General features: G+C 64.4%; 18 protein-coding genes. 13 read left to right on the plus strand and 5 right to left on the minus strand.

Going from position 1 to position 21,308, the window contains the following annotated elements; all coding sequences use genetic code 11:
- Window positions 1–29: 29 nt before the first annotated feature.
- Window positions 30–959: a rhodanese-related sulfurtransferase gene (locus CK228_RS03970; protein ID WP_095786979.1), complete on the minus strand. Its 930-nt coding sequence runs from the start codon at window positions 957–959 to the stop codon at window positions 30–32.
- A 191-nt stretch (window positions 960–1,150) separates the two neighbouring features.
- On the opposite strand from CK228_RS03970, the gene CK228_RS03975 reads away from it, so the two are divergent.
- Window positions 1,151–1,789, plus strand: coding sequence for a 2-dehydro-3-deoxy-phosphogluconate aldolase (locus tag CK228_RS03975; RefSeq protein ID WP_095787130.1), 639 nt, complete (start codon window positions 1,151–1,153; stop codon window positions 1,787–1,789).
- An 11-nt stretch (window positions 1,790–1,800) separates the two neighbouring features.
- Here CK228_RS03975 and CK228_RS03980 read toward each other — a convergent pair whose 3' ends face one another.
- Entirely contained in the window at window positions 1,801–2,550 is a 750-nt protein-coding gene (locus tag CK228_RS03980) for an SDR family NAD(P)-dependent oxidoreductase (protein ID WP_095786980.1), read from the minus strand.
- Window positions 2,551–2,680: 130 nt separating this feature from the next.
- Between CK228_RS03980 and CK228_RS03985 the strand changes: the two genes are divergently transcribed.
- Window positions 2,681–3,574 carry an AraC family transcriptional regulator gene (locus tag CK228_RS03985; protein WP_095786981.1) on the plus strand — a complete coding sequence of 298 codons (894 nt, stop codon included), beginning with the start codon at window positions 2,681–2,683 and terminating at the stop codon, window positions 3,572–3,574.
- 101 nt (window positions 3,575–3,675) lie between these two features.
- On the opposite strand, the gene CK228_RS35170 is transcribed toward CK228_RS03985, so the two are convergent.
- The 3 genes from CK228_RS35170 to CK228_RS04000 all read right to left on the minus strand — a co-directional run bounded on the left by CK228_RS35170 (window position 3,676) and on the right by CK228_RS04000 (window position 7,873).
- Window positions 3,676–3,852, minus strand: coding sequence for a hypothetical protein (locus CK228_RS35170; RefSeq protein ID WP_095772735.1), 177 nt, complete (start codon window positions 3,850–3,852; stop codon window positions 3,676–3,678).
- 177 nt (window positions 3,853–4,029) lie between these two features.
- Window positions 4,030–5,847: a DUF882 domain-containing protein gene (locus CK228_RS03995; RefSeq protein ID WP_245318107.1), complete on the minus strand. Its 1,818-nt coding sequence runs from the start codon at window positions 5,845–5,847 to the stop codon at window positions 4,030–4,032.
- Between the two features lie 490 nt (window positions 5,848–6,337).
- Window positions 6,338–7,873, minus strand: coding sequence for a sigma-54 dependent transcriptional regulator (locus tag CK228_RS04000; RefSeq protein ID WP_095787131.1), 1,536 nt, complete (start codon window positions 7,871–7,873; stop codon window positions 6,338–6,340).
- A gap of 159 nt (window positions 7,874–8,032) precedes the next feature.
- Between CK228_RS04000 and CK228_RS04005 the strand changes: the two genes are divergently transcribed.
- The 11 genes from CK228_RS04005 (at window position 8,033) to CK228_RS04055 (ending at window position 21,204) form a co-directional block, all read left to right on the plus strand.
- Window positions 8,033–9,871, plus strand: a complete 1,839-nt coding sequence (locus tag CK228_RS04005; RefSeq protein ID WP_179295804.1) for a M3 family oligoendopeptidase — start codon at window positions 8,033–8,035, stop codon at window positions 9,869–9,871.
- A gap of 361 nt (window positions 9,872–10,232) precedes the next feature.
- Entirely contained in the window at window positions 10,233–10,985 is a 753-nt protein-coding gene (locus tag CK228_RS04010; RefSeq protein ID WP_095772615.1) for a proton-conducting membrane transporter, read from the plus strand.
- A gap of 171 nt (window positions 10,986–11,156) precedes the next feature.
- A complete protein-coding gene (locus tag CK228_RS04015) occupies window positions 11,157–12,302 on the plus strand; it encodes an aminodeoxychorismate synthase component I (RefSeq protein ID WP_095786983.1) in 1,146 nt (381 codons plus the stop codon).
- Window positions 12,251–12,913: an aminotransferase class IV family protein gene (locus tag CK228_RS04020; RefSeq protein ID WP_095772613.1), complete on the plus strand. Its 663-nt coding sequence runs from the start codon at window positions 12,251–12,253 to the stop codon at window positions 12,911–12,913. Before CK228_RS04015 ends, CK228_RS04020 begins: the two co-directional genes overlap by 52 nt.
- A gap of 13 nt (window positions 12,914–12,926) precedes the next feature.
- Window positions 12,927–13,214: a YciI family protein gene (locus CK228_RS04025; protein WP_095772612.1), complete on the plus strand. Its 288-nt coding sequence runs from the start codon at window positions 12,927–12,929 to the stop codon at window positions 13,212–13,214.
- Complete coding sequence (locus tag CK228_RS04030) at window positions 13,211–14,149, plus strand: DUF3445 domain-containing protein (protein ID WP_095786984.1); 939 nt, start codon at window positions 13,211–13,213, stop codon at window positions 14,147–14,149. The genes CK228_RS04025 and CK228_RS04030 overlap by 4 nt, the downstream gene beginning before the upstream one ends.
- A gap of 131 nt (window positions 14,150–14,280) precedes the next feature.
- Entirely contained in the window at window positions 14,281–15,726 is a 1,446-nt protein-coding gene (locus tag CK228_RS04035; RefSeq protein ID WP_095786985.1) for a homospermidine synthase, read from the plus strand.
- Window positions 15,727–15,908: 182 nt separating this feature from the next.
- Window positions 15,909–16,286 (plus strand): hypothetical protein, encoded by a 378-nt coding sequence (locus CK228_RS04040; protein ID WP_095772609.1) that lies wholly within the window; start codon window positions 15,909–15,911, stop codon window positions 16,284–16,286.
- Window positions 16,287–16,476: 190 nt separating this feature from the next.
- Window positions 16,477–18,627: a bifunctional UDP-sugar hydrolase/5'-nucleotidase gene (locus tag CK228_RS04045; protein WP_095786986.1), complete on the plus strand. Its 2,151-nt coding sequence runs from the start codon at window positions 16,477–16,479 to the stop codon at window positions 18,625–18,627.
- Between the two features lie 145 nt (window positions 18,628–18,772).
- The gene (gene hemH, locus CK228_RS04050) at window positions 18,773–19,837 is read left to right on the plus strand and encodes a ferrochelatase (RefSeq protein WP_095786987.1); all 1,065 of its coding nucleotides are present in this window, start codon (window positions 18,773–18,775) and stop codon (window positions 19,835–19,837) included.
- Between the two features lie 155 nt (window positions 19,838–19,992).
- Window positions 19,993–21,204, plus strand: a complete 1,212-nt coding sequence (locus CK228_RS04055; protein ID WP_095786988.1) for an FAD-binding oxidoreductase — start codon at window positions 19,993–19,995, stop codon at window positions 21,202–21,204.
- Window positions 21,205–21,308 lie beyond the last annotated feature (104 nt).

Genomic DNA, 21,308 nt, shown 5'->3' on the forward strand with positions numbered 1-21,308 from the left:
CCGCCGCTTGCCGGGCTCGCTCTCCCGGATCAGGACCCGATATGCGGCCCCTTGCCCCGCGCCTGCGCAAGCTCCACCTGCCGCTGGCGCTCGGCGTAGCGCTGACGGTCCTCGTCGGTACGAGCGTCGAAGCAATGCGGGCAGGAGATACCTGCGGCATATCTGGGCGATGCCAACTCACTTGCCGTCAGCGGATGGCGGCAGGCACGGCAGAGTTCTGCGTCACCCTCGGCGAGACCGTGCGACACCGAAACCCGCTCGTCGAAGACGAAGCACTCGCCTTGCCACAGGCTCTGCTCGGCCGGAACCTCCTCGAGGTATTTGAGGATGCCGCCCTTGAGATGGAACACATCCTCGAAGCCGAGCGATTTCACGTAGGCGGTCGCTTTTTCGCAGCGAATGCCGCCGGTGCAGAACATCGCCACCTTGCGGCCCTCGAGTTCCGCCCGGTGCGCTTCCACCCAGGCCGGGAATTCGCGAAAGCTCGCGGTGGCCGGATCGACCGCGCCCTGGAAGGTGCCGATAGAAACCTCGTAGGCATTGCGCGTGTCGATCACGATCGTGTCGGGCTCGGAAATCAGCGCGTTCCAGTCGGCGGGCGCGACATAGGTTCCGGCGCTTGTCGCCGGGTCGATGTCCTCGACGCCCATGGTGACGATCTCGCGCTTCAGCCGCACCTTCATGCGATGGAAAGGCATGTCCGTGGCTGCGCTGTATTTGATCTCGAGCCCTGCCAGCCCGTCGATGGCCTCGATATGGTCGATGAGCTCGGCGATCGCTGCTTCGCTGCCGGCGACGGTGCCGTTGATGCCCTCATGCGCCAGAAGCAGCGTGCCCTTGATGCCGCGTCCGCAGCAGAAGGCCGCGAGCGGCGCGCGCAGCCTCTCGAAGGCGTCGAGCCGGGCAAACCGGTAGAGCGCGGCGACGCGAACGGGCTGGGATGGAGCGGACAGTGTCATTGCCAGAGCAACTAGACGCTCGTAAAAGCCGATTCAAGGCGAAACCGGCTTCGGCGCCTGTCATGGCCCTGTCGGGAAAGAGCCGGTAAGCTGTCCGGTGGCGCGTGACATCGCGACGCGACCGCTTTCGTGGACAGGCAAACACCCGTCTGCTAATCGGTTGAAATCACCCCTTGGCAATGGAGAGGCAGATGCCCAGCAAGACCGAAAAACTCCTGTCGCTCCTCAACGGCCAGCCGGTCATCCCGGTGCTGAAGATCGATGATGTCGCCAACGCCGTGCCGTTGGCCCGTGCCCTGGCACGCGGCGGCCTGCCGGCGATCGAGATCACGCTGCGGACCGCCGACGCGCTGGAAGCGATCCGGCGGGTGGCGGCGGAGGTCGAGGAAGCCATTGTCGGCGCCGGCACCATTCTGGACAGCAGGCAGTTCGACGAGGCCGCCAGCGCCGGCTCCCGCTTCATCGTCAGCCCCGGCATCACGCGCGAGCTTCTGGCAGCCGCCGCCGACAGCGAGGTTCCGCTGCTGCCCGGTGCCATCACGCCCGGCGAGATCATGGCCGCGCGCGAGGCGGGCCTGCGCTTCCTGAAATTCTTCCCAGCCGAACAGTCCGGCGGCATCGCCTCGCTGAAGGCTTTCGCCTCGCCTCTGGCCGATGTCAAATTCTGCCCGACCGGCGGCATCACCGGCAAGAACGCCGCCGACTACCTCAGCCTGCCCAACGTCATCTGTGTCGGCGGCTCCTGGGTTGCGCCCGACGACACGGTCAAGGCCGGCAAGTGGGACGAGATCGAAGCGCTCGCACGCGCTGCCAGCCAGCTCAGGAAATAGTCGGTCCCGGCTCACCAGGGCAAGGGACCGTTCTCGTCGAAATAGCCGCCGGTGGGGCCGCCAGCCTCCTGCGTCGCCAGCTGCACGATGACCCCGGCGGCCTGCTGCACCGTACGGCCGCCTCTGTGCGCATTGAGGTCCGTCGCGGTGTAGCCGGGAGCGGCGGCGTTGACCATGATGCCGCGCGCCGACAGCTCCCGGGCGAAGGCCACGGTGACGGCATTGAGCGCTGTCTTCGAGCTGCCATAGCCCATGACATTGGGCGACTGGCTGTTGCCGGCGGCGCGCGCGATCGAGCCGAGATAGCTGCTGACCATGACGATACGGGCAGCGGGCGCTGCCAGGAGCAGCGGCAGCAAGGTCTGGGTGACGCGAACCGGTCCGAAGACGTTGACGTCAAAGGCGGCCTTCATATCCTCAACGTTCTCTCGGCTTGGCGGCCGTTCGTAGCGGCCGTCAGGTCCGAGCGCGTCAACATAACCTGGGGCAATGCCGGCATTGTTGACCAGCACGTCGAGGCTGGAGACCCGCGCCGTCAACGTTCTGGCCGCCGCCGCCACGCTGTCGTCGCTGGCGACGTCGAGAGCGAGCCATTCGACGTCGAGCCCTTCATTGCGCAACGCCCTTGCCGCGGCCTCCCCGCGCTCGGCATCGCGGGCGCCGAGCCAGACCTTGCACCCCATGGCTGCCAGCCGACGAGCGGTTTCGAGGCCGATGCCCTTGTTGGCCCCGGTGATCAGCGCATTCGTTTTCGTCGTCATGTCCACATCTCCTTCTTTGAACCCTAGACATGACGTGCGTCGGGCGATTTGGCGCACCGGATACTCGCGTCCTCTTGCCTAATCCTCTCAACTGGTTGCGCGGCCTGCATGGATCGGCAATGCTGACGACATGAAAGACGCCTTGCAGGAACTGATCGCGATCGCCGGCCGCCATGCGCATGGGCGGCGCACAAGGACGGCCATCCCGCGGATCACGATCGGTCGCAGCGAGGTTCCAACCGCGCCGCTGCCCGAGCTTTGCCAGCCGACGGCGCTGTTCGTGCTGCAGGGTGCCAAGACAGTGCTGATCGGCGATCGCACGCTTCGCTACGGCGCCGGCAGCTATTTCGTCTATGCGGTGGAGACTCCCGCCACCAGCCAGCTGATCGAGGCGAGCAGCGCCTTTCCTTACATGGCCATCGCCTTCGCCCTCGATGTCGGATTGATCGCCAGCCTGCTTATCGACCACAAGCCGGCGGTCGACGGCGACAACTTCGTGACCAACCGGGTGGATGACGAACTGCTCGATGCCTGGCGCCGCATGCTGCGGCTGCTCGACCGTCCGGCCGAAATTCCGGTGCTCGCGCCCATGCTCGAACGCGAGATCGCGTTCCGCTTGCTGCAGGGCCGGCAAGGCGCGAAGCTGCGCCAGCTCGCGCGCGCTGACGGCCGCCTGTCGCAGATCCGCCGCGCCACCGCCTGGATACGATCGCACTACAACGAGCCTATCGATGTGACGGAGCTGGCGGCGCTCGCACATATGAGCAACGCTTCGTTTCACCGCCACTTCAAGGCGGCAACCGCCATGAGCCCGATCCAGTACCAGAAGCAGGTCCGGCTGCTGGAGGCGCGTCATCTGCTGATAGCAGAACCGGGCAGCGCCGCGCGTGTCGCCTTTGCCGTCGGCTATGAAAGCACATCCCAGTTCAGCCGGGAATATGCGCGCCATTTCGGATTGCCGCCGGCGCGTGACGCCGCACGGCTTCTGGCCAGGGGCGAGGCAGCCACGCTGGAGATCGACTAGAGGTCGGAACAAGGACGTAAGCGCTGCATCAGCTGGCACGAAAAAGGCCCGGCCGACTCCCGCCGGCCGGGCCAATTCTCCCGGATCCTATCGGTTCCGGATCAGTGGCAGACCCTGACCTTCTCGGTCACCCTGTGATGGTGCACCCAATGCGTGACCAGCCTGGTCCTGCAGTGATGCTTGCCATTCTTGATGATCACGGTTTCGGCTTGCGATGGAGCGATCGCGGCAGATGCTGCAACCAATGCCAGAACTGACGCCAGTAGAACCTTCTTCATGAATATCCGCAGGTTGGAACGCACCCACGCCAACCCGGAAATGAGGGTGCATTTCCGGCTTCACGAGAAGTTCAGCGATGTGTGATCCCCGGCATCGCGACATCGCATCCGCCGTATCCTGAAAGCAAAAAGCCGCGCTGATTGCCCAGCGCGGCTTTTGCTGTATCTGGCCAGCCGCTACTTCGTCTGGAAGCGAGCGACCGACAGGAACTTGACGGCATTGCCGGTGAAGCGGCTTGGGTCCGGCGCCTGGGCGTCGGTCTGGAAGCCGGCCGTATAGACCTCGCTCGGCGGCGTATGCACGATATTGTAGGCGTAGCCCGGCGCCGTCGTCGCGCTCGAAACGGTGGCGACGTTGTCGCCGCTGGTCAGCGCCCAGCGGGCGGCCTGGGGCGCCGCGGCGACCACCATGGCCCTGGGGCCCGGCTTCTGGTCGCGGGCGGTGGCCCTGGCTTCTTTGCGGGTTGTCTTCACGCCGGCGCCGATCGCTGCGGCCGGATCGGAACCGGCCGGACGGGCGGCAACGGCCTGGCGCGGCGATGCGACATCGACGTAAGACGGATCGTTGAAGGCCGAGCGCGGCTCTTCGGAGAGCGACGCAACCTGATATTGGTCGGCATTGCCGACCTGGGCGTTGGCCTCGTCGAGCACGGCCTTGACGGCGTCCGGCTTGGCCGGCTCGGGCCGTGCCGAGGGCAGCACCGAGAACGCATCAGTCGCGGTCTTCTCCTGTTCGGCCGTATCCGCCAGCGCCATCAGCACATCCTTGCTGGGCGGCGGCGCGAGATCCGCCGGCAGCGTGCGTTCGGGCCGCCATGTCGGCACGGGGATGTTGTTGACGGCAACCTGCGCCGGATCGGCGGCGGCAGCCGCAGCGAGCGCCGCGGGGTCAGCCTTGCCGAACGGCATGTTCGCCGGCGCCTGCGCGGTCGCCACGGCCTGTTCGGTGGTCGTCGTCGCGTCCGCCATGGCGAACGGAACGTTCTCGGGCTGCGCCCCGACATCGGCCTTTGGCCTCGGCGCGAAATCGGGCAGCGGAATCTCCTTGGCCGGCAAGGCGGCGATGATCGTCTCCGGCGTATCCTTTTCCGGGTCCGGTGCCGGTGCCTGTTCGTCGGCAATCTGCGGAACGTTGGCGCGCTGCGCATTCTCGGGCGCCACGATGGCGATGCCCGGCAGGTTGCCGCTCTTGGCGGTCGCCGCCGGCTTCAGGCTTCTGGGCTTGGGCGCGGGAGCGGCCGAAGCGGTCTCGACATCCGCGCTGTCGTCGGCTTCGTCGTCGCCGCCACCGCCGAAGAAAGCGGAAAGGAAGCCGCCGGATTTCTTGCCGCTGCCGCCTGCGCTCGCAAGCTCGACATTGGGCGTACCAGCACCCTTGCGTGCCTTGTAGGCGGCCATCGCCTGCTCATAGCCAGGCAGCGGCCGGCCGTCGCTCGGCACATGCAGCGTCTTGCCGTTGGGGAACAGGCTGACCAGTTCCTGGCGGCTGATGCCGGGCCAGTGGCGCACATTGCCGACATCCATATGAACGAACGGCGAACCGGAGGTCGGATAGAAGCCGACGCCACCGCCCTGCATCTTCAGGCCTATGTTGCGCAGCTTCTTCAGCGGCACGCCGGGAATGTAGAAATCCATCGCCTTGCCGAGCATATGCTGGCTCTTCTCGGCGACACCGCGGCTGCGGCTGCGCAGCATCGAGTTGGTCGCCGGCGAACGGTAGCCGCACACGACCTGGATATAGTCGGTGGCGCCGCTTTCGCGATAGGCCTCCCAGACCAGGTCCAGCAAGCGCGGATCCATCTTGGTCGGCTCATTGCGGCGCCAGTCGCGCAGGATGATGTTGATCTTGCGCAGGCCCTCGGGAACGTAGCGGCCGTTGCGCTTGTAGACGATCTCGGCCTTTTCGTGCGTGTGCAGGTGATAGAGCTTCAGCGAACGTGTTTCGGCGCTGGCGCCGGTGGCCGCCGCGGCAACAAAACCAAAAGCGACAATCACCGCTGTCAGCCATCTCGGCCAGACGCTCAAATGATTATGACGCCCGTTTGTGAGTCGTTCGATTCTGTTCAAATCAAAAGGCCTTGCAGGCTGCCGTTTGTCCCCGGATTTGCCCAAACGGATGTGTCGTTTTCACATCCGAATATCGATCCTAATGGTTAATCATCGCTTATTGAAGCCGAAATGCGGTAACACCATGGCGATATCCCGTCAAAAATCGTTCACAAGGTTTCTTGGTAAACCGCTGGTTTAGATCAGGAATCCGGCTTTGGCCGAACACGATCTGTTACCGTTAGCGTTAATGCGTGAACAGAGCTGTCCACAGGCATGCCATATTCCAGCCGAAACCCCGATAGAGGCGCAATCCTGCCATTGCAAGCTGGTCCCGGCCTTGCGTCGGGAACGTGATCCTGGTTTTGGAAGGGATCCGGCGCGCCCAAGGCGTGGAGAGATTCAGGTCAGGCCGGCCTCACCTGAATATCAACGCACCTTAGGAAGCGAGGCGGTCGACACGGCCCGTCTCCGGGTCGATGCCATATTCCTTGAGCTTGCGGTAGAGCGTCGAGCGTCCGATGCCGAGGCGGCGCGCGACTTCGCTCATCTGGCCGTTGTAATGGTCGATGGCGAGCTTGATCATCTCCAGTTCGACATCGGCCAGCGCGCGCACATTGCCGCGTTCGTCGAGCGCCCGCAGCGTGCCGAATCTGGGCTGAAGCAGGGCCGGCCGATCCGGCTGGTCGGCTGGAGCAGCATCGCCGACCAGGCCCCCCTCATCGCGGAGCTCCGGAGGCGATGGCAGGCGAGGTGCCACGTCGTCCGTTTCGAGATTGACGGTGCCTTCCACCTGCGCGCGGATCTGCGGAAAATCATCGACATCGAGCACGTCGCCTTCACACAGCACCGAGGCGCGGAACACGGCGTTTTCGAGCTGCCTTATGTTGCCGGGCCAGTCATAGGCCTCCAGCACGGCAAGCGCTGCCGGCGAAATGCCTTGCAGGCGATGGCGCGGGTCGGCGGGCGCCACCTTCTCCATGAAATGCGCGACCAGATGCGGAATGTCGTCTCGGCGGTCGCGCAGCGGCGGCACGAAGATCGGGTAGACGTTGAGCCGGTAGAACAGGTCCTCGCGGAACTTGCCGTCCTTGACCTGCTGCAGGAGGTTGCGATGCGTCGCCGAGATCAGCCTGATGTCGACCTTGACGGTCGAACGCCCGCCGACCGGATCGACCTCGCCCTCCTGCACGGCGCGCAACAGCTTGACCTGCACATCGAGCGGCAGGTCGCCAATCTCGTCGAGGAACAGCGTGCCCGAATGCGCTTCGACGAACTTGCCGGTGTGCTTGTCGGTGGCGCCGGTGAAGGAGCCCTTCTCGTGGCCAAACAGGATCGATTCAACCAGATTGTCGGGAATGGCGCCGCAATTGACGGTGACGAAGGGTTTCGAGCGGCGGTCGCCGCTGCCCTGAATGGCGCGCGCCACCAGTTCCTTGCCGACGCCGGATTCGCCTTCGATCAGGATCGGGATGTTGGATCCGGCCGCTTTCTGTCCGAGGCGTATCACCCTGTCCATGGCCGGGCTGTGGGTGATCATGTCCCTGAACGTCAGCAATCCGCCGCGCTTGCGCGACGTGCGCTTGACCTCGCCCTCGACCGCCTCGACCTTGAGCGCATTGGCGATCGAGGCCTGAAGCCTGTCGGGCGACGCCGGCTTGACGACGAAATCGAAGGCGCCGTGGCGCATCGCCGACACCACGGTTTCGATGCCGCCCTGGGCGGTCTGCACGATGACCGGGACGGAGATGTCGCGTTCGCGCATGGCTTTCAGCACGCCAATGCCGTCGAGACCGGGCATGACCAGGTCCAGGATCACCACCACGATGTCGCGGTCGCCAGGCCCGTCGAGCACGGCGAGGCCGGCTTCGCCGCCGTCGACGACGATTGCCGTGTGGCCGAACCGCGTCACCGCCGCCTCGAGCAGCCGGCGCTGCACGGGATCGTCATCGACTATGAGTATGGAACCTGTCATGACTGTCTTGAACTGCCCGCGCCCGAAATCCCCATGGATCATCTTGGCACAGGGTTCTAAATAAGGTTTCAAAAAACCCGGTGAACGAATTCCTTACGATTTGACCGGCTTGCCTGATCCCCTTGATTCTGACCTCATAATTCACAGAAGGTATTGTCGATGCGCATGATGTTTGGTCGGCGGCTTGCGGCACCGGCGTCCGGTCAGGGTGCGGCCGAGCTTGGCGATCTGCCGGAATGGAACCTTGCCGACCTCTATGCCGGCATGGAAGCCCCGGAACTGAAGCGTGACATCGTAAAAGCCGCCGCCGACGCAATCGCTTTCGAGACCCGCTGGAAGGGCACGCTCGCCGCCGAGGCCGGGCGCGGCGGCGCCGGCAAGCTGGGCGAGGCGCTGGTCGCCTACGAGGCGCTGGAGGAGCTGATCGGCCGCATCGTCTCCTATGCCGGCCTGGTCTATGCCGGCAACACCGCCGATCCGCAGCGTGCAAAGCTCTATGGCGACATCCAGGAGAAGATGACGGACGCCAGCGCGCATCTCCTGTTCTTCGCGCTAGAACTGAACCTGATCGACGACGACGCGATCGAAAGCGCCCTCACCAGCGATCCCGCTTTCGGCCACTACCGGCCTTGGGTGCTCGACCTCAGAATGGACAAGCCCTACCAGCTCGAGGACCGCGTCGAACAGCTTTTCCACGAGAAGTCGATCACCGGGCGCGGCGCCTGGAACCGGCTGTTCGACGAGACGATGACCGACCTTCGCTTCGACGTCGACGGCGAGGAACTGACGCTGGAGCCGGCCCTCAACCGCCTGCAGGATGCCGATGGCGAAGTGCGCCGCCGGGCCTCCGAGGCGCTGGCTGCGACTTTCCGCAAGAATTTGCGCACCTTCACCCTGATCACCAACACGCTGGCCAAGGACAAGGAAATTTCCGACCGCTGGCGCGGCTTCGAGGACATTGCCGATTCCCGCCATCTCGCCAACCGCGTCGAGCGCGGCGTGGTCGACGCGCTCGCCACCGCGGTGCGCGAGGCCTATCCGCGCCTGTCGCATCGCTACTACGCGATGAAGGCGCGCTGGCTCGGCACGGACGTGATGAACCATTGGGACCGCAACGCGCCGCTGCCGGAGACCCCGCAATCGGTGATCGGATGGGACGAAGCGCGCAACACCGTGCTGTCCGCCTATCAGCGCTTCTCGCCCGAGATGGCCGAGATCGCGCGCACCTTCTTCGACCGCAACTGGATCGACGCGCCGGTGCGCCCGGGCAAGTCGCCAGGCGCCTTTGCCCATCCGACCGTGCCGTCGGCCCACCCCTATGTGCTGCTCAACTACATGGGCAAGCCGCGCGACGTGATGACGCTGGCGCATGAACTCGGCCACGGCGTGCACCAGGTGCTGGCCGCCGGCCAGGGCGCGCTGATGGCCTCGACGCCGCTGACGCTGGCCGAGACGGCGTCGGTCTTCGGCGAGATGCTGACCTTCCGCTCGCTGCTCGAGCAGACCACCGACCGGCGCGAGCGAAAGGCCATGCTCGCCCAGAAGGTCGAGGACATGATCAACACGGTGGTGCGCCAGATCGCCTTCTACGAATTCGAGCGCAAGGTGCATGCCGAGCGTCGCAACGGCGAACTGACATCCGACAGGCTCGGCCAGTTCTGGCTGGAAGTGCAGGCCGAAAGCCTCGGCCCGGCGATCAAGCTGCGCGAGGGTTACGAGGTATTCTGGACCTACATCCCGCACTTCATCCATTCGCCGTTCTACGTCTATGCCTATGCCTTCGGCGACTGCCTGGTGAACTCGCTCTACGCCGTCTACCAGAATGCCGAGCGCGGTTTTCAGGACAAGTATTTCGAGATGCTGCGCGCCGGCGGCACCAAGCATCATTCGCAGCTTCTGGCGCCCTTCGGCCTCGACGCCACCGACCCCGCCTTCTGGCAGATCGGGCTCGGTGTCATCAGCGGCCTGATCGATGAACTGGAAACGCTCGACGGCTGAGACGCCTCTCGCTTGCAAAGAACAGTTTAGCCGGAATGCATGTTGGGACGGCACTGTTCTTTCGCTAAATATTTGTTCTTGAAGAACTCTAGGCGGAAGTTTTTCCCATAGCTTTCCACAAGCTCTATGATAGCCTTCGCCGCAAGCTCAGCCGGAGCCTACGCGGATCGGCGAGGGGAGATCTCAGCCGGCCGTGACGCTCAGGCGAACGCGACAACGGCCGTTGGCCATGGGCTTGAGAAGCCGATCGCCGACAGCTCGAACCGAAGCCGGCTGTTCTGCGAACCCGCGGAACCTTCACCGAGTAGTCCATCGCCGAAGGTCATGACCCACGGCAGACGGATCTGACTGGAGAGAGACAATGGGCACTTTTTTCTACGTGGTCCTGGCGTTCCTTGTAGGCGTTTTGGTTGGCTGGTTCATCTGGGGTCGCCTGCGTGGTGAGCTCGACGGTTTGCGCGGCGACCTCGACCGCACCCGCGGCGAGCGCGACAAGCTGCGTGCCGACAGCGACCGCCTGACCGGCGAACTCAATGCATGCGGCAAGACCCGCGCCGACCTCGAGCGCCAGTTGCGCGACGCGCAGACGGGTGGAGCAAAGGCCGCCAGTCAGCCGCCGGCCGCCCTGATGTCAACGCCGGCGGCCGCCAAATCCGCTCCGACAGCGGCCAAGGCCGCGCCTGCCAAACCAGCAGCCAAGGCTGCACCGGCGAAAGCCACCGCCACCAAGTCGGCTGCACCGAAGCCCGCGGCCGCCAAACCCGCGGCCTCCGCCGCTTCCTCGGCAAAGAGTTCGGCCGCGCCCAAGCCGGCAGCCGCCAAGAAGGCCGCACCGGCGGCAGCCAAGCCTGCGGCTGGCAAATCAGACAATCTGCGCCGGCTGATCGGTATCGGCCCGGTCAACGAGAAGCTGCTCAAGGCGCAGGGCGTCACCACCTTCGCCCAGATCGCCGCCTGGACCGCAGCCGACATCAAGCGGATCGAGGACGTGATGAATTTCGACGGCCGCATCGCCCGCGAACGCTGGATCGACCAAGCCAGGCTGCTCGCCGCCGGCGACGAGAAGGAATTCGCCAAGCAGTTTCCGACAGCCGGAACCGCCAGCAACACCTGAGCGCCAGAGACAGATCATCAAGCCGGCGGGGTCACAGGCCTCGCCGATTTCTTTTTTTGGCAGGCAAGGCCGCCACGAGGTCGGCTTTGAGTGGCAAGGTGCCGTTCCCTCGATTGCACGCGAGCGGCCCCCCATATAGAGCGATCGACGGCTTCATCGATCCCGGTCCCCATGTCCCTGCCCGCCGCCATTTTCCGCAACGACGAAAGCGCGCGTCAGCTCGTGTTCGACCGGCCGGCCGATATCATCGTCGCGCATGAGGCCAGGGATTTCGGGCCGGCGCTGGAAGCGGCACAGGCCGCGCACGACGCCGGCAAATGGCTGGCCGGCTATTTCTCCTACGAGGCTGGTTATCTGCTCGAACCGAAACTCGTTCCCTTGCTGCCGCGGGGACGTCGCGCGCCGCTGATCTGCCTCGGTGTCTTCGATGCTCCGGTCGAAGAAGCGGTGCCGCCGCGCGATGCGGCAACCCCGAACGGCCCGATCTTCGATGCGCGGGCGGCCTGGTCATTCGAGGATTATGAGAAACGCTTCTCGCGGCTGCACCAGCACGTCAGGCAGGGCGACTGCTACCAGGGCAACCTGACCTTTCCGGTGCAGGCGCAATGGTCGGGCGACCCGCTTGCCGCCTTCGATGCGCTGACCGAACGCCAGCCGGTGAAGTACGGCGCACTGGTGGGGCTGGGCGATCCGATCGTGCTGTCGCGCTCGCCCGAACTGTTCTTCGAGATCAATGCGGCTGGGATGATCGAGACGCATCCGATGAAAGGCACGGCCCCGCGCGGCGCGACCAAGACCGAGGACGAGCGGCAGAAAACCTTCCTGCGCAATGACGAGAAGAACCAGGCCGAGAACCGGATGATCGTCGATCTCCTGCGCAACGACATCTCGCTGATCAGCGAGGTCGGCACGCTGGAAGTGCCGGAACTGTTCCGCATCGAGAGCTACCCGACCGTCCACCAGATGGTGAGCGACGTCAGGGCGAAGCTGCTGCCGGGCCTTACCATCCGCCAGGTGTTTGCAGCACTGTTTCCCTGCGGCTCGATCACCGGCGCACCGAAGATCCGCGCCATGGAGATCCTGCACGACCTGGAGGGCGCGCCGCGCGACGTCTATTGCGGCGCCATCGGCTGGATCGCACCCGGGGGCACGATGCGCTTTTCCGTGGCGATCCGCACCATCTCGCTCTTTGCCAGCGGCGAGGCCGTCTACAATGTCGGCGGCGGCATCGTCTTCGATTCGACGCCTGAGGAGGAGTATCAGGAGTGTCTGCTCAAAGCCCGCTTCGCGACGGGGACACCGCCGATTTCGAGCTGATCGAGACCATGCGCTGGCAGCCCGAGACGGGCTTCCTGCGCTTCGATCGCCACCTTGCGCGCCTCTATGGCTCGGCGGCGGAGCTTGGCTTTGCCTGCGATCCACAGAAGATAGGCGCCGTGCTGGGCAAGGCGGTCGACGGCGCCCGAACCGCCATGCGCACGCGGCTCGCCTTGGCGCGCAACGGCGACGCGACGGCCTCGGCACAGCCCTACGAACCGCTCGCCGCCGACAAGGTCTGGATATTGCGGCTGGCGCGGACACGGCTCGATTCGCAAAACACGCTGCTGCGCCACAAGACCAGCCGGCGCCAGCTCTACACCCATGCCCGTTCCGAGTATCTCGTCACCCAGGCCGACGAAGTGCTGCTGGCCAATGAGCGCGGCGAAATCTGCGAAGGGACCATCACCAATGTCTTCGCCGATTTCGGCGACGGCGTGCTGGCAACGCCACGGCTCGATTGCGGCCTGCTGCCTGGCGTATTGCGCGCCGAGCTTCTGGATGAAGGCCGGGCGGGAGAAGCGATCTACAGCTACGACGATCTGAAGTCGGCCAAGGCACTCTTCGTCGGCAATTCGCTGCGCGGCCTGGTTCCCGCAAAGTTGGTATGACTAGGAGAACGCCATGTTCGTCGTTTCGCTGAACTACAAGGTGGCCCTGACCGAGATCGACCGCTTGCAGGCAGCGCATGTCGAATGGCTGAAGGCCTGCTACGCGGAGGGCATCTTCATCGCTTCCGGGCCGAAGAAACCGCGGACCGGCGGCATCATCATCGCGCAATGCCCACGCGAGATCCTCGACGCCAGGCTGGCGGCCGACCCCTTCGCCAAGGCGGGCGCCGCGGACTACGAGGTCACCGAATTCCTGGCCAGGATGACCGCCGCCGGTCTTGACGCTTTCAAGGAAGCATGAGCTTGGTCGAGGCCCTGCCCACCCACACCCCTTATGACGGCTCCTCGAAGCTGTTCAACATCGGGCTGAAGCCGCTCGACCCGGCAAACTGGATCGAGGTCGACGGCTATCTCCTGCCCTATCTCGCCGAGAAGCGCCGGCTTTATGCCGAAATCCCCGAACGGGTTTTCGTCGAGGAGGACGGCACCAGGGAAGCCCAGCAGGAAGTGCTCGGCTTGCTCGGCGCGTATCTGCCGGAGCGATTTCCGCGCACCCATCGCCGCAGCGATGCGGGCGTCGAGATCGTGGGCGCTGTGAACCACCCTGCCTTGCCTCCGGGTCTTGCCGACGCGCCACTGGTCGCGGCCTCGCTGCTGGTCCAGGAAGACCTGATCCTGATGCGGCGCGACGACAGCGGCTGGCGGCTCGCCGCCGGCTCGCTGTGCTTTCCCTCGTCCTGGTCGCTGCTCGAAAAATTCGGCAAGCCGCTGCAGCAGATTCACCAGCCCGTGCCGGGTTTCGGTCCGGGAACGCGTCCCGCCGAATTGATCAACCGCATGTTCGACGGCCTGCAGGGACAGGCGGTCGAGCGCTTCAACTGGTCGATCCAGGCCGACAATGTGCTCTACCATCCGCTGTCCAACGTCGAGCGCATCGACCGTGCCACCAACCGGCCGACGCGCTTCCCCGACGGTGATGTCAAGACGCACGCCTTCATCCGGGTCGAACGGCAGACGCTGCGCAAGCTGCCGTCCTCGCGCGACATCCTGTTCACCATCCGCATCCATCTCGACTCGCTCGCCGTGCTGGCGCGGCACCCGGATCGGGCGACGCTGGCACTGTCCTTTGCCGCCCAGCTCGAGGCGCTCGATCTCGACCAGCTCGACTACAAGGGCCTGACATCCGACCGCGACGGGCTGATCATGGTCCTTAACCACATGGCCAGGGACGGCTAGCCACGGGTTGGCGCTTTTCGCTGGTTTATGACAATGATCTGTGATGTAGCGCATGACCGTCGGGTGAAAATGCCCGGGTTTTGCGGGTGTTTGCCCGGCTTTTGCATGTGCCTGAAGGAGTGCTCGATAAAATGGCGAATGAAAACTGGCCCGTTTACGGTGAGATCACCGGCCCGGTGGTGATGATCGGCTTCGGCTCGATCGGACGGGGGACGCTGCCGCTCATTGAACGCCATTTCAAGTTCGACAAGTCGCGCATGACGGTCCTCGACCCACGCGACACCGACCGCACGCTGCTCGACGAGCGCGGCATCGCCTTCGTCCAGGAAGCGGTGACCGAGAAGAACTACAAGAAGCTTCTGACGCCGCTCTTGACCAATGGCGGCGGCCAGGGCTTTTGCGTCAACCTGTCGGTCGACACGGGCTCGGTCGATCTGATGCGTCTCTGCCGCAAGCTCGGCGTGCTTTACATCGACACCGTCGTCGAGCCGTGGCTCGGCTTCTATTTCGACGCCAAGGCCGACAATGCCAGCCGCACCAACTATGCGCTGCGCGAGGCGATGATCAAGGAAAAGCGCGACAAGCCCGGCGGCGCCACCGCCGTCTCCACCTGCGGCGCCAATCCCGGTATGGTCTCGTGGTTCGTCAAGCAGGCGCTGGTCAACCTCGCCACCGATCTTGGCCTTGAGTTCTCGGAGCCGGCGCAGGAAGACCGCGAGGGCTGGGCCAAGCTGATGAAAAAGGCCGGCGTCAAGGGCATCCACATCGCCGAGCGCGACACCCAGCGCACCAAGAAGCCGAAGCCGATGGATGTGTTCTGGAACACCTGGTCGGTCGAGGGCTTCATCTCCGAGGGCTTGCAGCCGGCCGAACTCGGCTGGGGCACGCATGAGAAGTGGATGCCGAAGAACGCCAAGAAGCACAAGCACGGCTCCAAGGCCGCGATCTACCTGGAGCAGCCCGGCGCCAACACGCGCGTTCGCTCGTGGTGCCCGACGCCGGGAGCGCAATACGGCCTGCTGGTGACGCATAACGAGTCGATCTCGATCGCCGACTTCTTCACCGTTCGCTCGAAGAAGGGCAAGGTGCAGTACCGGCCGACCTGCCATTACGCCTACCATCCCTGCAACGATGCGATCCTGTCGCTGGACGAGATGTTCGGTGCCGCCGGCAAGCCTCAGCCGGTGCACCACGTGCTCGACGAGAACGAACTGGTCGACGGCGTCGACGAACTCGGTGTCCTGCTCTACGGCCACGACAAGAACGCCTACTGGTTTGGCTCGCACCTGTCGCTGGGCGAGGCGCGCAAGCTGGCGCCCTATCAGAACGCCACCGGCCTTCAGGTCACCTCGGCGGTTCTGGCCGGCATGGTCTGGGCATTGGAAAATCCCGATGCCGGCATCGTCGAGGCCGACGAGATGGACTACAAGCGCTGCCTGGAAGTCCAGTCGCCCTATCTCGGACCGGTCGAAGGCCATTACACCGACTGGACGCCGCTCGACCGACGCCCGGGCCTCTTCCCGGAGGACCTCGACCGCAGCGATCCGTGGCAATTCCGCAACATCCTCGTCCGATAGCATCCTGCGCACCATGCGCCATTGCCTTGCAATCGCCCGGAAATCGGGCGATTGAAGAGATGCGGCCTGGGGCAGCGCACGTCTTGCGGGACGCACGCCCGTTCCAGCACTTTGGACGTTCGCATCGTGCCTCTCAAAATCGAAACCGATTTTTGGGCCGATGCGTTTGGAGAGGATTTAAGATGACTATTGCGCGCAAAGTTCTTTCGATGGGCGTGGCGGGTTCCTTTGCCATGATCCTCGCCGCCTGCACCACAGGCGGTCCCGAGGCACCGCCGATGGCGGCCACGCCGAAAGGCGTCGAGGGTTCCTGGATTGATGCCAAGGGCACCGGTCTGTCGACCTTCACCGGCGGCAAGTTCACGACCGTCGCCACCGACACCGGCCAGAAGCTGTCCGATGGCAGCTACACGATGACCGGAGCCACATCGGTCGAGATCAACGGGACGTCGCTGATCCGCCAGACGCCGGTCAGCTTCAACTGCCTGCTGATCTCCACCAGCCAGCTGAACTGCACCAGCTCGTCCGGCCAGAACTTCGTGCTGACGCGACGCGTCTGAACGAGCGAACGCTGGACTCATCGAGGATGGCGGCCGATTGGCCGCCGTCCTTTTTTTGCGCCTGCAAAGAGTGGCGGCATTTCCGCTTGCGTCAGCCGAAACGCGATGGGAACATGGTCAAAACATGGCTGTTACACCCCAGTCAAGCAAGGGTGCTAAACGCCTCTGATCAGCCTACCGGGAGACGAAGATGAAGAAGCTTGCCGCCATTGCCGCCCTGTCCGCATCGACGCTTGGCCTGTCGGCCGGCGCATCCTTTGCCGACTACACATTGAACATTTTGCATTTCAATGACTGGCACAGCCGCATCGAAGGCAACAACAAATATGAGTCGACCTGTTCGGCCGACGAGGAGACCAAGGGCGAATGCATCGGCGGCGCCGGCCGGTTGATCACGGCGATCGCTCAGGAGCGCAAGAAGCTCGAAGGCCAGAACGTGCTGCTGCTCAATGCGGGTGACAGTTTCCAGGGATCGCTGTTCTACACCACCTACAAGGGCACCGTGGAGGAGGAATTCCTCAATCAGATGAAACCCGACGCGGTGACGCTCGGCAACCATGAATTCGACGATGGCGAGAGCGCGCTGGTGCCTTACCTCGACAAGGCGATGTTCCCGATCGTCAGTGCCAATGTCGTGCCCAACGACAAGTCCGGCGCGGCCGGCAAGATCAAGCCGTCGATCGTCGTGGATGTCGGCGGGCAGAAGATCGGCATTGTCGGCGCCGTCACCAACGATACGCCCGAACTCGCCTCGCCCGGTCCCAACATCGCCATTGCGGACGACGTCAAATCGATCACCGCCGAGGTCGAGAAGCTCAAGGCGCAAGGCGTCAACAAGATCATCGCCGTGACCCATATCGGCTATAACAGGGAACGCGACATCATTGCCAAGATCCCGGGCATCGACGTGGTTGTCGGCGGCCACAGCCATACGCTCTTGTCGAACACCGATCCGAAGGCGGCAGGCCCCTACCCGACGATGGTCGACAACCCGGACGGCTACAAGGTGCCGGTGGTGCAGGCGGCCTCCTATTCGAAATATCTCGGCGAGTTCAAGGTGGTGTTCGACGACAATGGCGTCGTCAAATCGGCCAGCGGCGACCCGATCTTTCTCGACAAGTCGATCACACCCGATCCCGCTGTGCTCGCCCGCATCAAGGAACTCGGCGCGCCGATCGAGGCTTTGAAGAACAAGGAAGTGGCCGAGACCACCGACGTCATCGACGGCAGCCGCGAGAATTGCCGCGCCAAGGAATGCGCGATGGGCAACCTCGTCTCCGATGCCATACTCGACCGCGTCAAGGGACAGGGCGTCGAGATCGTCATCTCCAATGGCGGCGGCCTGCGCGCCTCGATCGACAAGGGCACCGTCACCATGGGTGAGGTGCTGACCGTGCTGCCGTTCCAGAACACGCTGGCGACCTTCCAGATTTCGGGCAAGGACCTGGTCGCCGGCCTCGAAAGCGGCCTCAGCCAGATCGAGGACGGCGCCGGGCGCTTCCCGCAGGTGGCGGGCCTCAAATACGCCTTCGACAAATCGGTCGCGCCCAATGCCGGCCGCGTCAAATCCGTCGAGGTCATGGAGAACGGCGCCTGGACGCCGATCAAGCCCGACAAGGACTATCTCGTCGCCACCAACAATTACGTGCGCCAGGGCGGCGACGGCTACAAGGTCTTCGCCGAAAAGGCCAAGAACGCCTACGACTACGGCCCCGGTCTCGAACAGGTCGTGGCCGACTATCTCGGCGCCCACCGACCCTACACGCCCAAGCTCGACGGCCGCATCACCGAGATCGCCGCGACCGTCGCGGCGGCCCCGGCGGCGGAACCAGCCAAGCCTGCAGAGCCGGCAAAGCCAGCCGAGGCAACTCCGGCCCCCGCGCCGGCGGAACCTGCCAAACCGGCCGAGGCCGCGAAACCGGCTGAACCGGCAAAGCCCGCGGAAGCGGCACCGGCAATGCCTGAACTGCCCGCGAACTCAGGCGATATCGCCAACACGCCGCCGGCCGTATCGACGGAGAATGCACCTGCGCCACCGGCCCCGCCGGCTCCCGCTGCTCCGGCACCTGCACCAGCCGAGCCGGCAAAGCCGGCCGAGGCCGCCCCTGCACCGGCAGCGCCGGCCCCGGCGGAACCTGCCAAGCCGGCAGAGCCGGCAAAGCCCGCTGAAGCCGCACCAGCAACGGGCAGCCATGTCATCGTTACCGGCGACACCTATTGGGATCTGGCCAAGAAGGCCTATGGCGACGCCACCAAGTGGAAACTCATCTACGAGGCCAACAAGGGTCAAAGGCCGCATCGGCTGATGCCCGGCGCGACGCTGACCATCCCGGCGAAGTAACCTCACTTCGCCTCTTCCATCCAACACCCGCCTGGGAAACCGGGCGGGTGTTCTGTTTTCAGCTGGACACGCGTTAAGGTGCGGCCAGACGCGGCATTGAAAGCCCGTGCAGGATGATTAGGTTCGCGCCTCCTGGAGGACCGCTATGACGTTCACAACCGCTGTCGATCCCAAAGCCGCGAAGGCCCTCGGCCCACTGCCGGCCGGGCATCCGCCGGTCAAGACCGGCAAGATCGGTGTCATGCTGATCAATCTCGGCACGCCTGACGGCACCGACTTCAAGCCGATGTGGCGGTATCTCAGGGAATTCCTGTCCGATCCGCGCGTCATCGAACTCAACAGGGCGATCTGGTATCCGATCCTCTACGGCCTGGTGCTTACATCGCGGCCGAAGAAGTCCGGCGCCAACTATGCCCGGATATGGAACCAGGAAAAGAACGAGTCGCCGCTGCGCACCTACACCCGCGCGCAGGGCGAAAAGCTGGCCGAGGCGTTGCGCGACCTGCCCGATGTCGTCGTCGACTGGGCGATGCGCTACGGCAATCCTTCGACCGCGAGTGTCGCCGAAAGGCTGGTCGCGCAGGGCTGCGATCGCATTCTTTCGTTTCCGCTCTACCCGCAATACTCCGCGACGACGACGGCCACCGCCAATGATCAGCTGTTTCGCGCCTTGATGAAGATGCGCGCGGCACCCGCCATCCGCAGCGTGCCGCCTTACTATGACGAGCCCGTCTATATCGAGGCGCTGGCGCGTTCGATCGAGCAGAATATCGCGACGCTGGATTTCGAGCCGGAAGTGGTCATTGCCTCATACCACGGCATCCCAAGGCCCTATTTCGAAAAGGGCGACCCCTACCATTGCCATTGCCTCAAGACGACCCGGCTGTTGCGCGACAGGCTCGGCTGGGACGAAAAGAAGCTGATCACCACCTTCCAGTCGCGCTTCGGCGCCCAGGAATGGCTGCAGCCCTACACCGACAAGACGGTGGAGAAACTCGGCAAGGACGGCGTCAAATCCATCGCCATCGTCAATCCCGGCTTTTCCGTCGACTGCATCGAGACGCTGGACGAAATCGGCCGGGAAGCGGCCGAGACCTTCCATCATGCCGGCGGCAAGAACTTCGTGCATATCCCTTGTCTCAACGATAGCGCCGAGGGGATGGCGGTGATCGAGGCGATGGTGCGGCGCGAACTGTCCGGCTGGGTCTAGGAGAAATTCCAGGAAAAGTGTGAAACGGTTTTCCCGGGAAAAGCGCATAGCGCTTTCCCTTGGGAATTTCGTCAACCAGAGTTGGAGCGGCTCGCCGCTCTGACACCGGAACAAGGGCCACTCCGGAGCGTTGAGCAGTTCCTCCGGAGAATTCGATGCCCCGCAAACTCGACCTCAGAACTGGCCGGCCCGTCTGGTCCGCCTATCGGGCGCCTGCCGTGCCGACGGACAGGTTGACCCGCGACGTCAAGACCGATGTGCTGACCATCGGTATGGGCATCAGCGGCGCCATGACGGCCGAGGCGCTGACGGCGGACGGTCATCAGGTGACCTGCATCGACCGGCGCGGGCCGCTGAAAGGCTCGACCGCGGCGACCACGGCGCTGGTCCAGTTCGAAATCGACCAGCCGCTTTCCGTGCTCTCGAAGATGATCGGCAGGATCAAGGCACAGCAGACCTGGCGCCGCTCGCGGCTCGCCGTTTCCAACCTGGCCGGCCGCATCGAATATCTCGCAATCGACTGTCGCCTGCGCCGCACCCCGTCGCTCTATCTGGCCGGCACGCTGCTCGGACCGTCGGAACTGCGTGAGGAAGCCGAAGCGCGGCGACATGCGGGCATTGCGGCCGCCTATCTGACGCCGCAGCCGCTGGCGCAGACATTCGGCATAGACCGCGGCGGCGCCATCCTCAGCCATGGCAACATCGCGCTCGACCCGCGCAAGCTGACGGCCGGCTTGCTGCTCAAGGCGCTGGAGCGCAAGGCACGGCTTTACGCTCCCGCCGAAGCGACGGCGATCGAGGACAATGCCGATGAGGTGGTCGTGACGACAAAGGACGGCCCGACCATCACCGCACGGCATGTTGTCCTGGCCACCGGCTACGAACTGGTCGACATCGTGCCGGCGGCCGCCCACCGGATCATCTCGACCTGGGCGATCGCGACACGCCCGCAGCCGCGAAAACTCTGGCCGGGTCCGGCGTTCATCTGGGAGGCGTCGGACCCGTATCTCTACATGCGCTCCACGGCCGACGGCAGGGTCATCTGTGGCGGCGAGGACGAGGATTTTGTCGACGAGACGCGGCGCGACGGAATGATAGCCGACAAGAGTGCCCGAATTGCCGAAAAGCTGGGCCAGGTGTTCCCGCATCTCGACGTCAGGCCTGAATTCGCCTGGACCGGCTCGTTCGGCACAACCAGCACCGGCCTGCCCTATATCGGTGCCGTCCCCCGGCATCCGCGCATCCATGCAGTCATGGGTTACGGCGGCAACGGCATCACCTTCTCGCGCATCGCTTCCGAAATTATTTCGGCTTCGATCAAAGGGATGACCGACATCGATGCGGAGCTCTTCGCCTTCAACCGCTGAGTGCAGAGCAACAAACAATCCTTCATCACCTGATTGTAACGTTCCTGAAACACACTTAAGTCTTTGGTGAAGTCGGCTGCGCGGGAATGGCTCTCGCGGCCCGC

Origin of the sequence: Mesorhizobium sp. WSM4312, from assembly GCF_002294875.1 — a bacterium.
Taxonomy (GTDB): Bacteria; Pseudomonadota; Alphaproteobacteria; order Rhizobiales; family Rhizobiaceae; genus Mesorhizobium.

Excerpts from the sequence above, each read along its gene's own strand:
- CK228_RS03970 (WP_095786979.1), bottom strand. The coding sequence starts at position 959 with ATGACACTGTCCGCTCCATCCCAGCCCGTTCGCGTCGCCGCGCTCTAC.
- CK228_RS03975 (WP_095787130.1), top strand. The coding sequence starts at position 1,151 with ATGCCCAGCAAGACCGAAAAACTCCTGTCGCTCCTCAACGGCCAGCCG.
- CK228_RS03980 (WP_095786980.1), bottom strand. The coding sequence starts at position 2,550 with ATGACGACGAAAACGAATGCGCTGATCACCGGGGCCAACAAGGGCATC.
- CK228_RS03985 (WP_095786981.1), top strand. The coding sequence starts at position 2,681 with ATGAAAGACGCCTTGCAGGAACTGATCGCGATCGCCGGCCGCCATGCG.
- CK228_RS35170 (WP_095772735.1), bottom strand. The coding sequence starts at position 3,852 with ATGAAGAAGGTTCTACTGGCGTCAGTTCTGGCATTGGTTGCAGCATCT.
- CK228_RS04000 (WP_095787131.1), bottom strand. The coding sequence starts at position 7,873 with ATGACAGGTTCCATACTCATAGTCGATGACGATCCCGTGCAGCGCCGG.
- CK228_RS04005 (WP_179295804.1), top strand. The coding sequence starts at position 8,033 with ATGCGCATGATGTTTGGTCGGCGGCTTGCGGCACCGGCGTCCGGTCAG.
- CK228_RS04010 (WP_095772615.1), top strand. The coding sequence starts at position 10,233 with ATGGGCACTTTTTTCTACGTGGTCCTGGCGTTCCTTGTAGGCGTTTTG.
- CK228_RS04015 (WP_095786983.1), top strand. The coding sequence starts at position 11,157 with ATGTCCCTGCCCGCCGCCATTTTCCGCAACGACGAAAGCGCGCGTCAG.
- CK228_RS04025 (WP_095772612.1), top strand. The coding sequence starts at position 12,927 with ATGTTCGTCGTTTCGCTGAACTACAAGGTGGCCCTGACCGAGATCGAC.
- CK228_RS04030 (WP_095786984.1), top strand. The coding sequence starts at position 13,211 with ATGAGCTTGGTCGAGGCCCTGCCCACCCACACCCCTTATGACGGCTCC.
- CK228_RS04035 (WP_095786985.1), top strand. The coding sequence starts at position 14,281 with ATGGCGAATGAAAACTGGCCCGTTTACGGTGAGATCACCGGCCCGGTG.
- CK228_RS04040 (WP_095772609.1), top strand. The coding sequence starts at position 15,909 with ATGACTATTGCGCGCAAAGTTCTTTCGATGGGCGTGGCGGGTTCCTTT.
- CK228_RS04045 (WP_095786986.1), top strand. The coding sequence starts at position 16,477 with ATGAAGAAGCTTGCCGCCATTGCCGCCCTGTCCGCATCGACGCTTGGC.
- hemH (WP_095786987.1), top strand. The coding sequence starts at position 18,773 with ATGACGTTCACAACCGCTGTCGATCCCAAAGCCGCGAAGGCCCTCGGC.
- CK228_RS04055 (WP_095786988.1), top strand. The coding sequence starts at position 19,993 with ATGCCCCGCAAACTCGACCTCAGAACTGGCCGGCCCGTCTGGTCCGCC.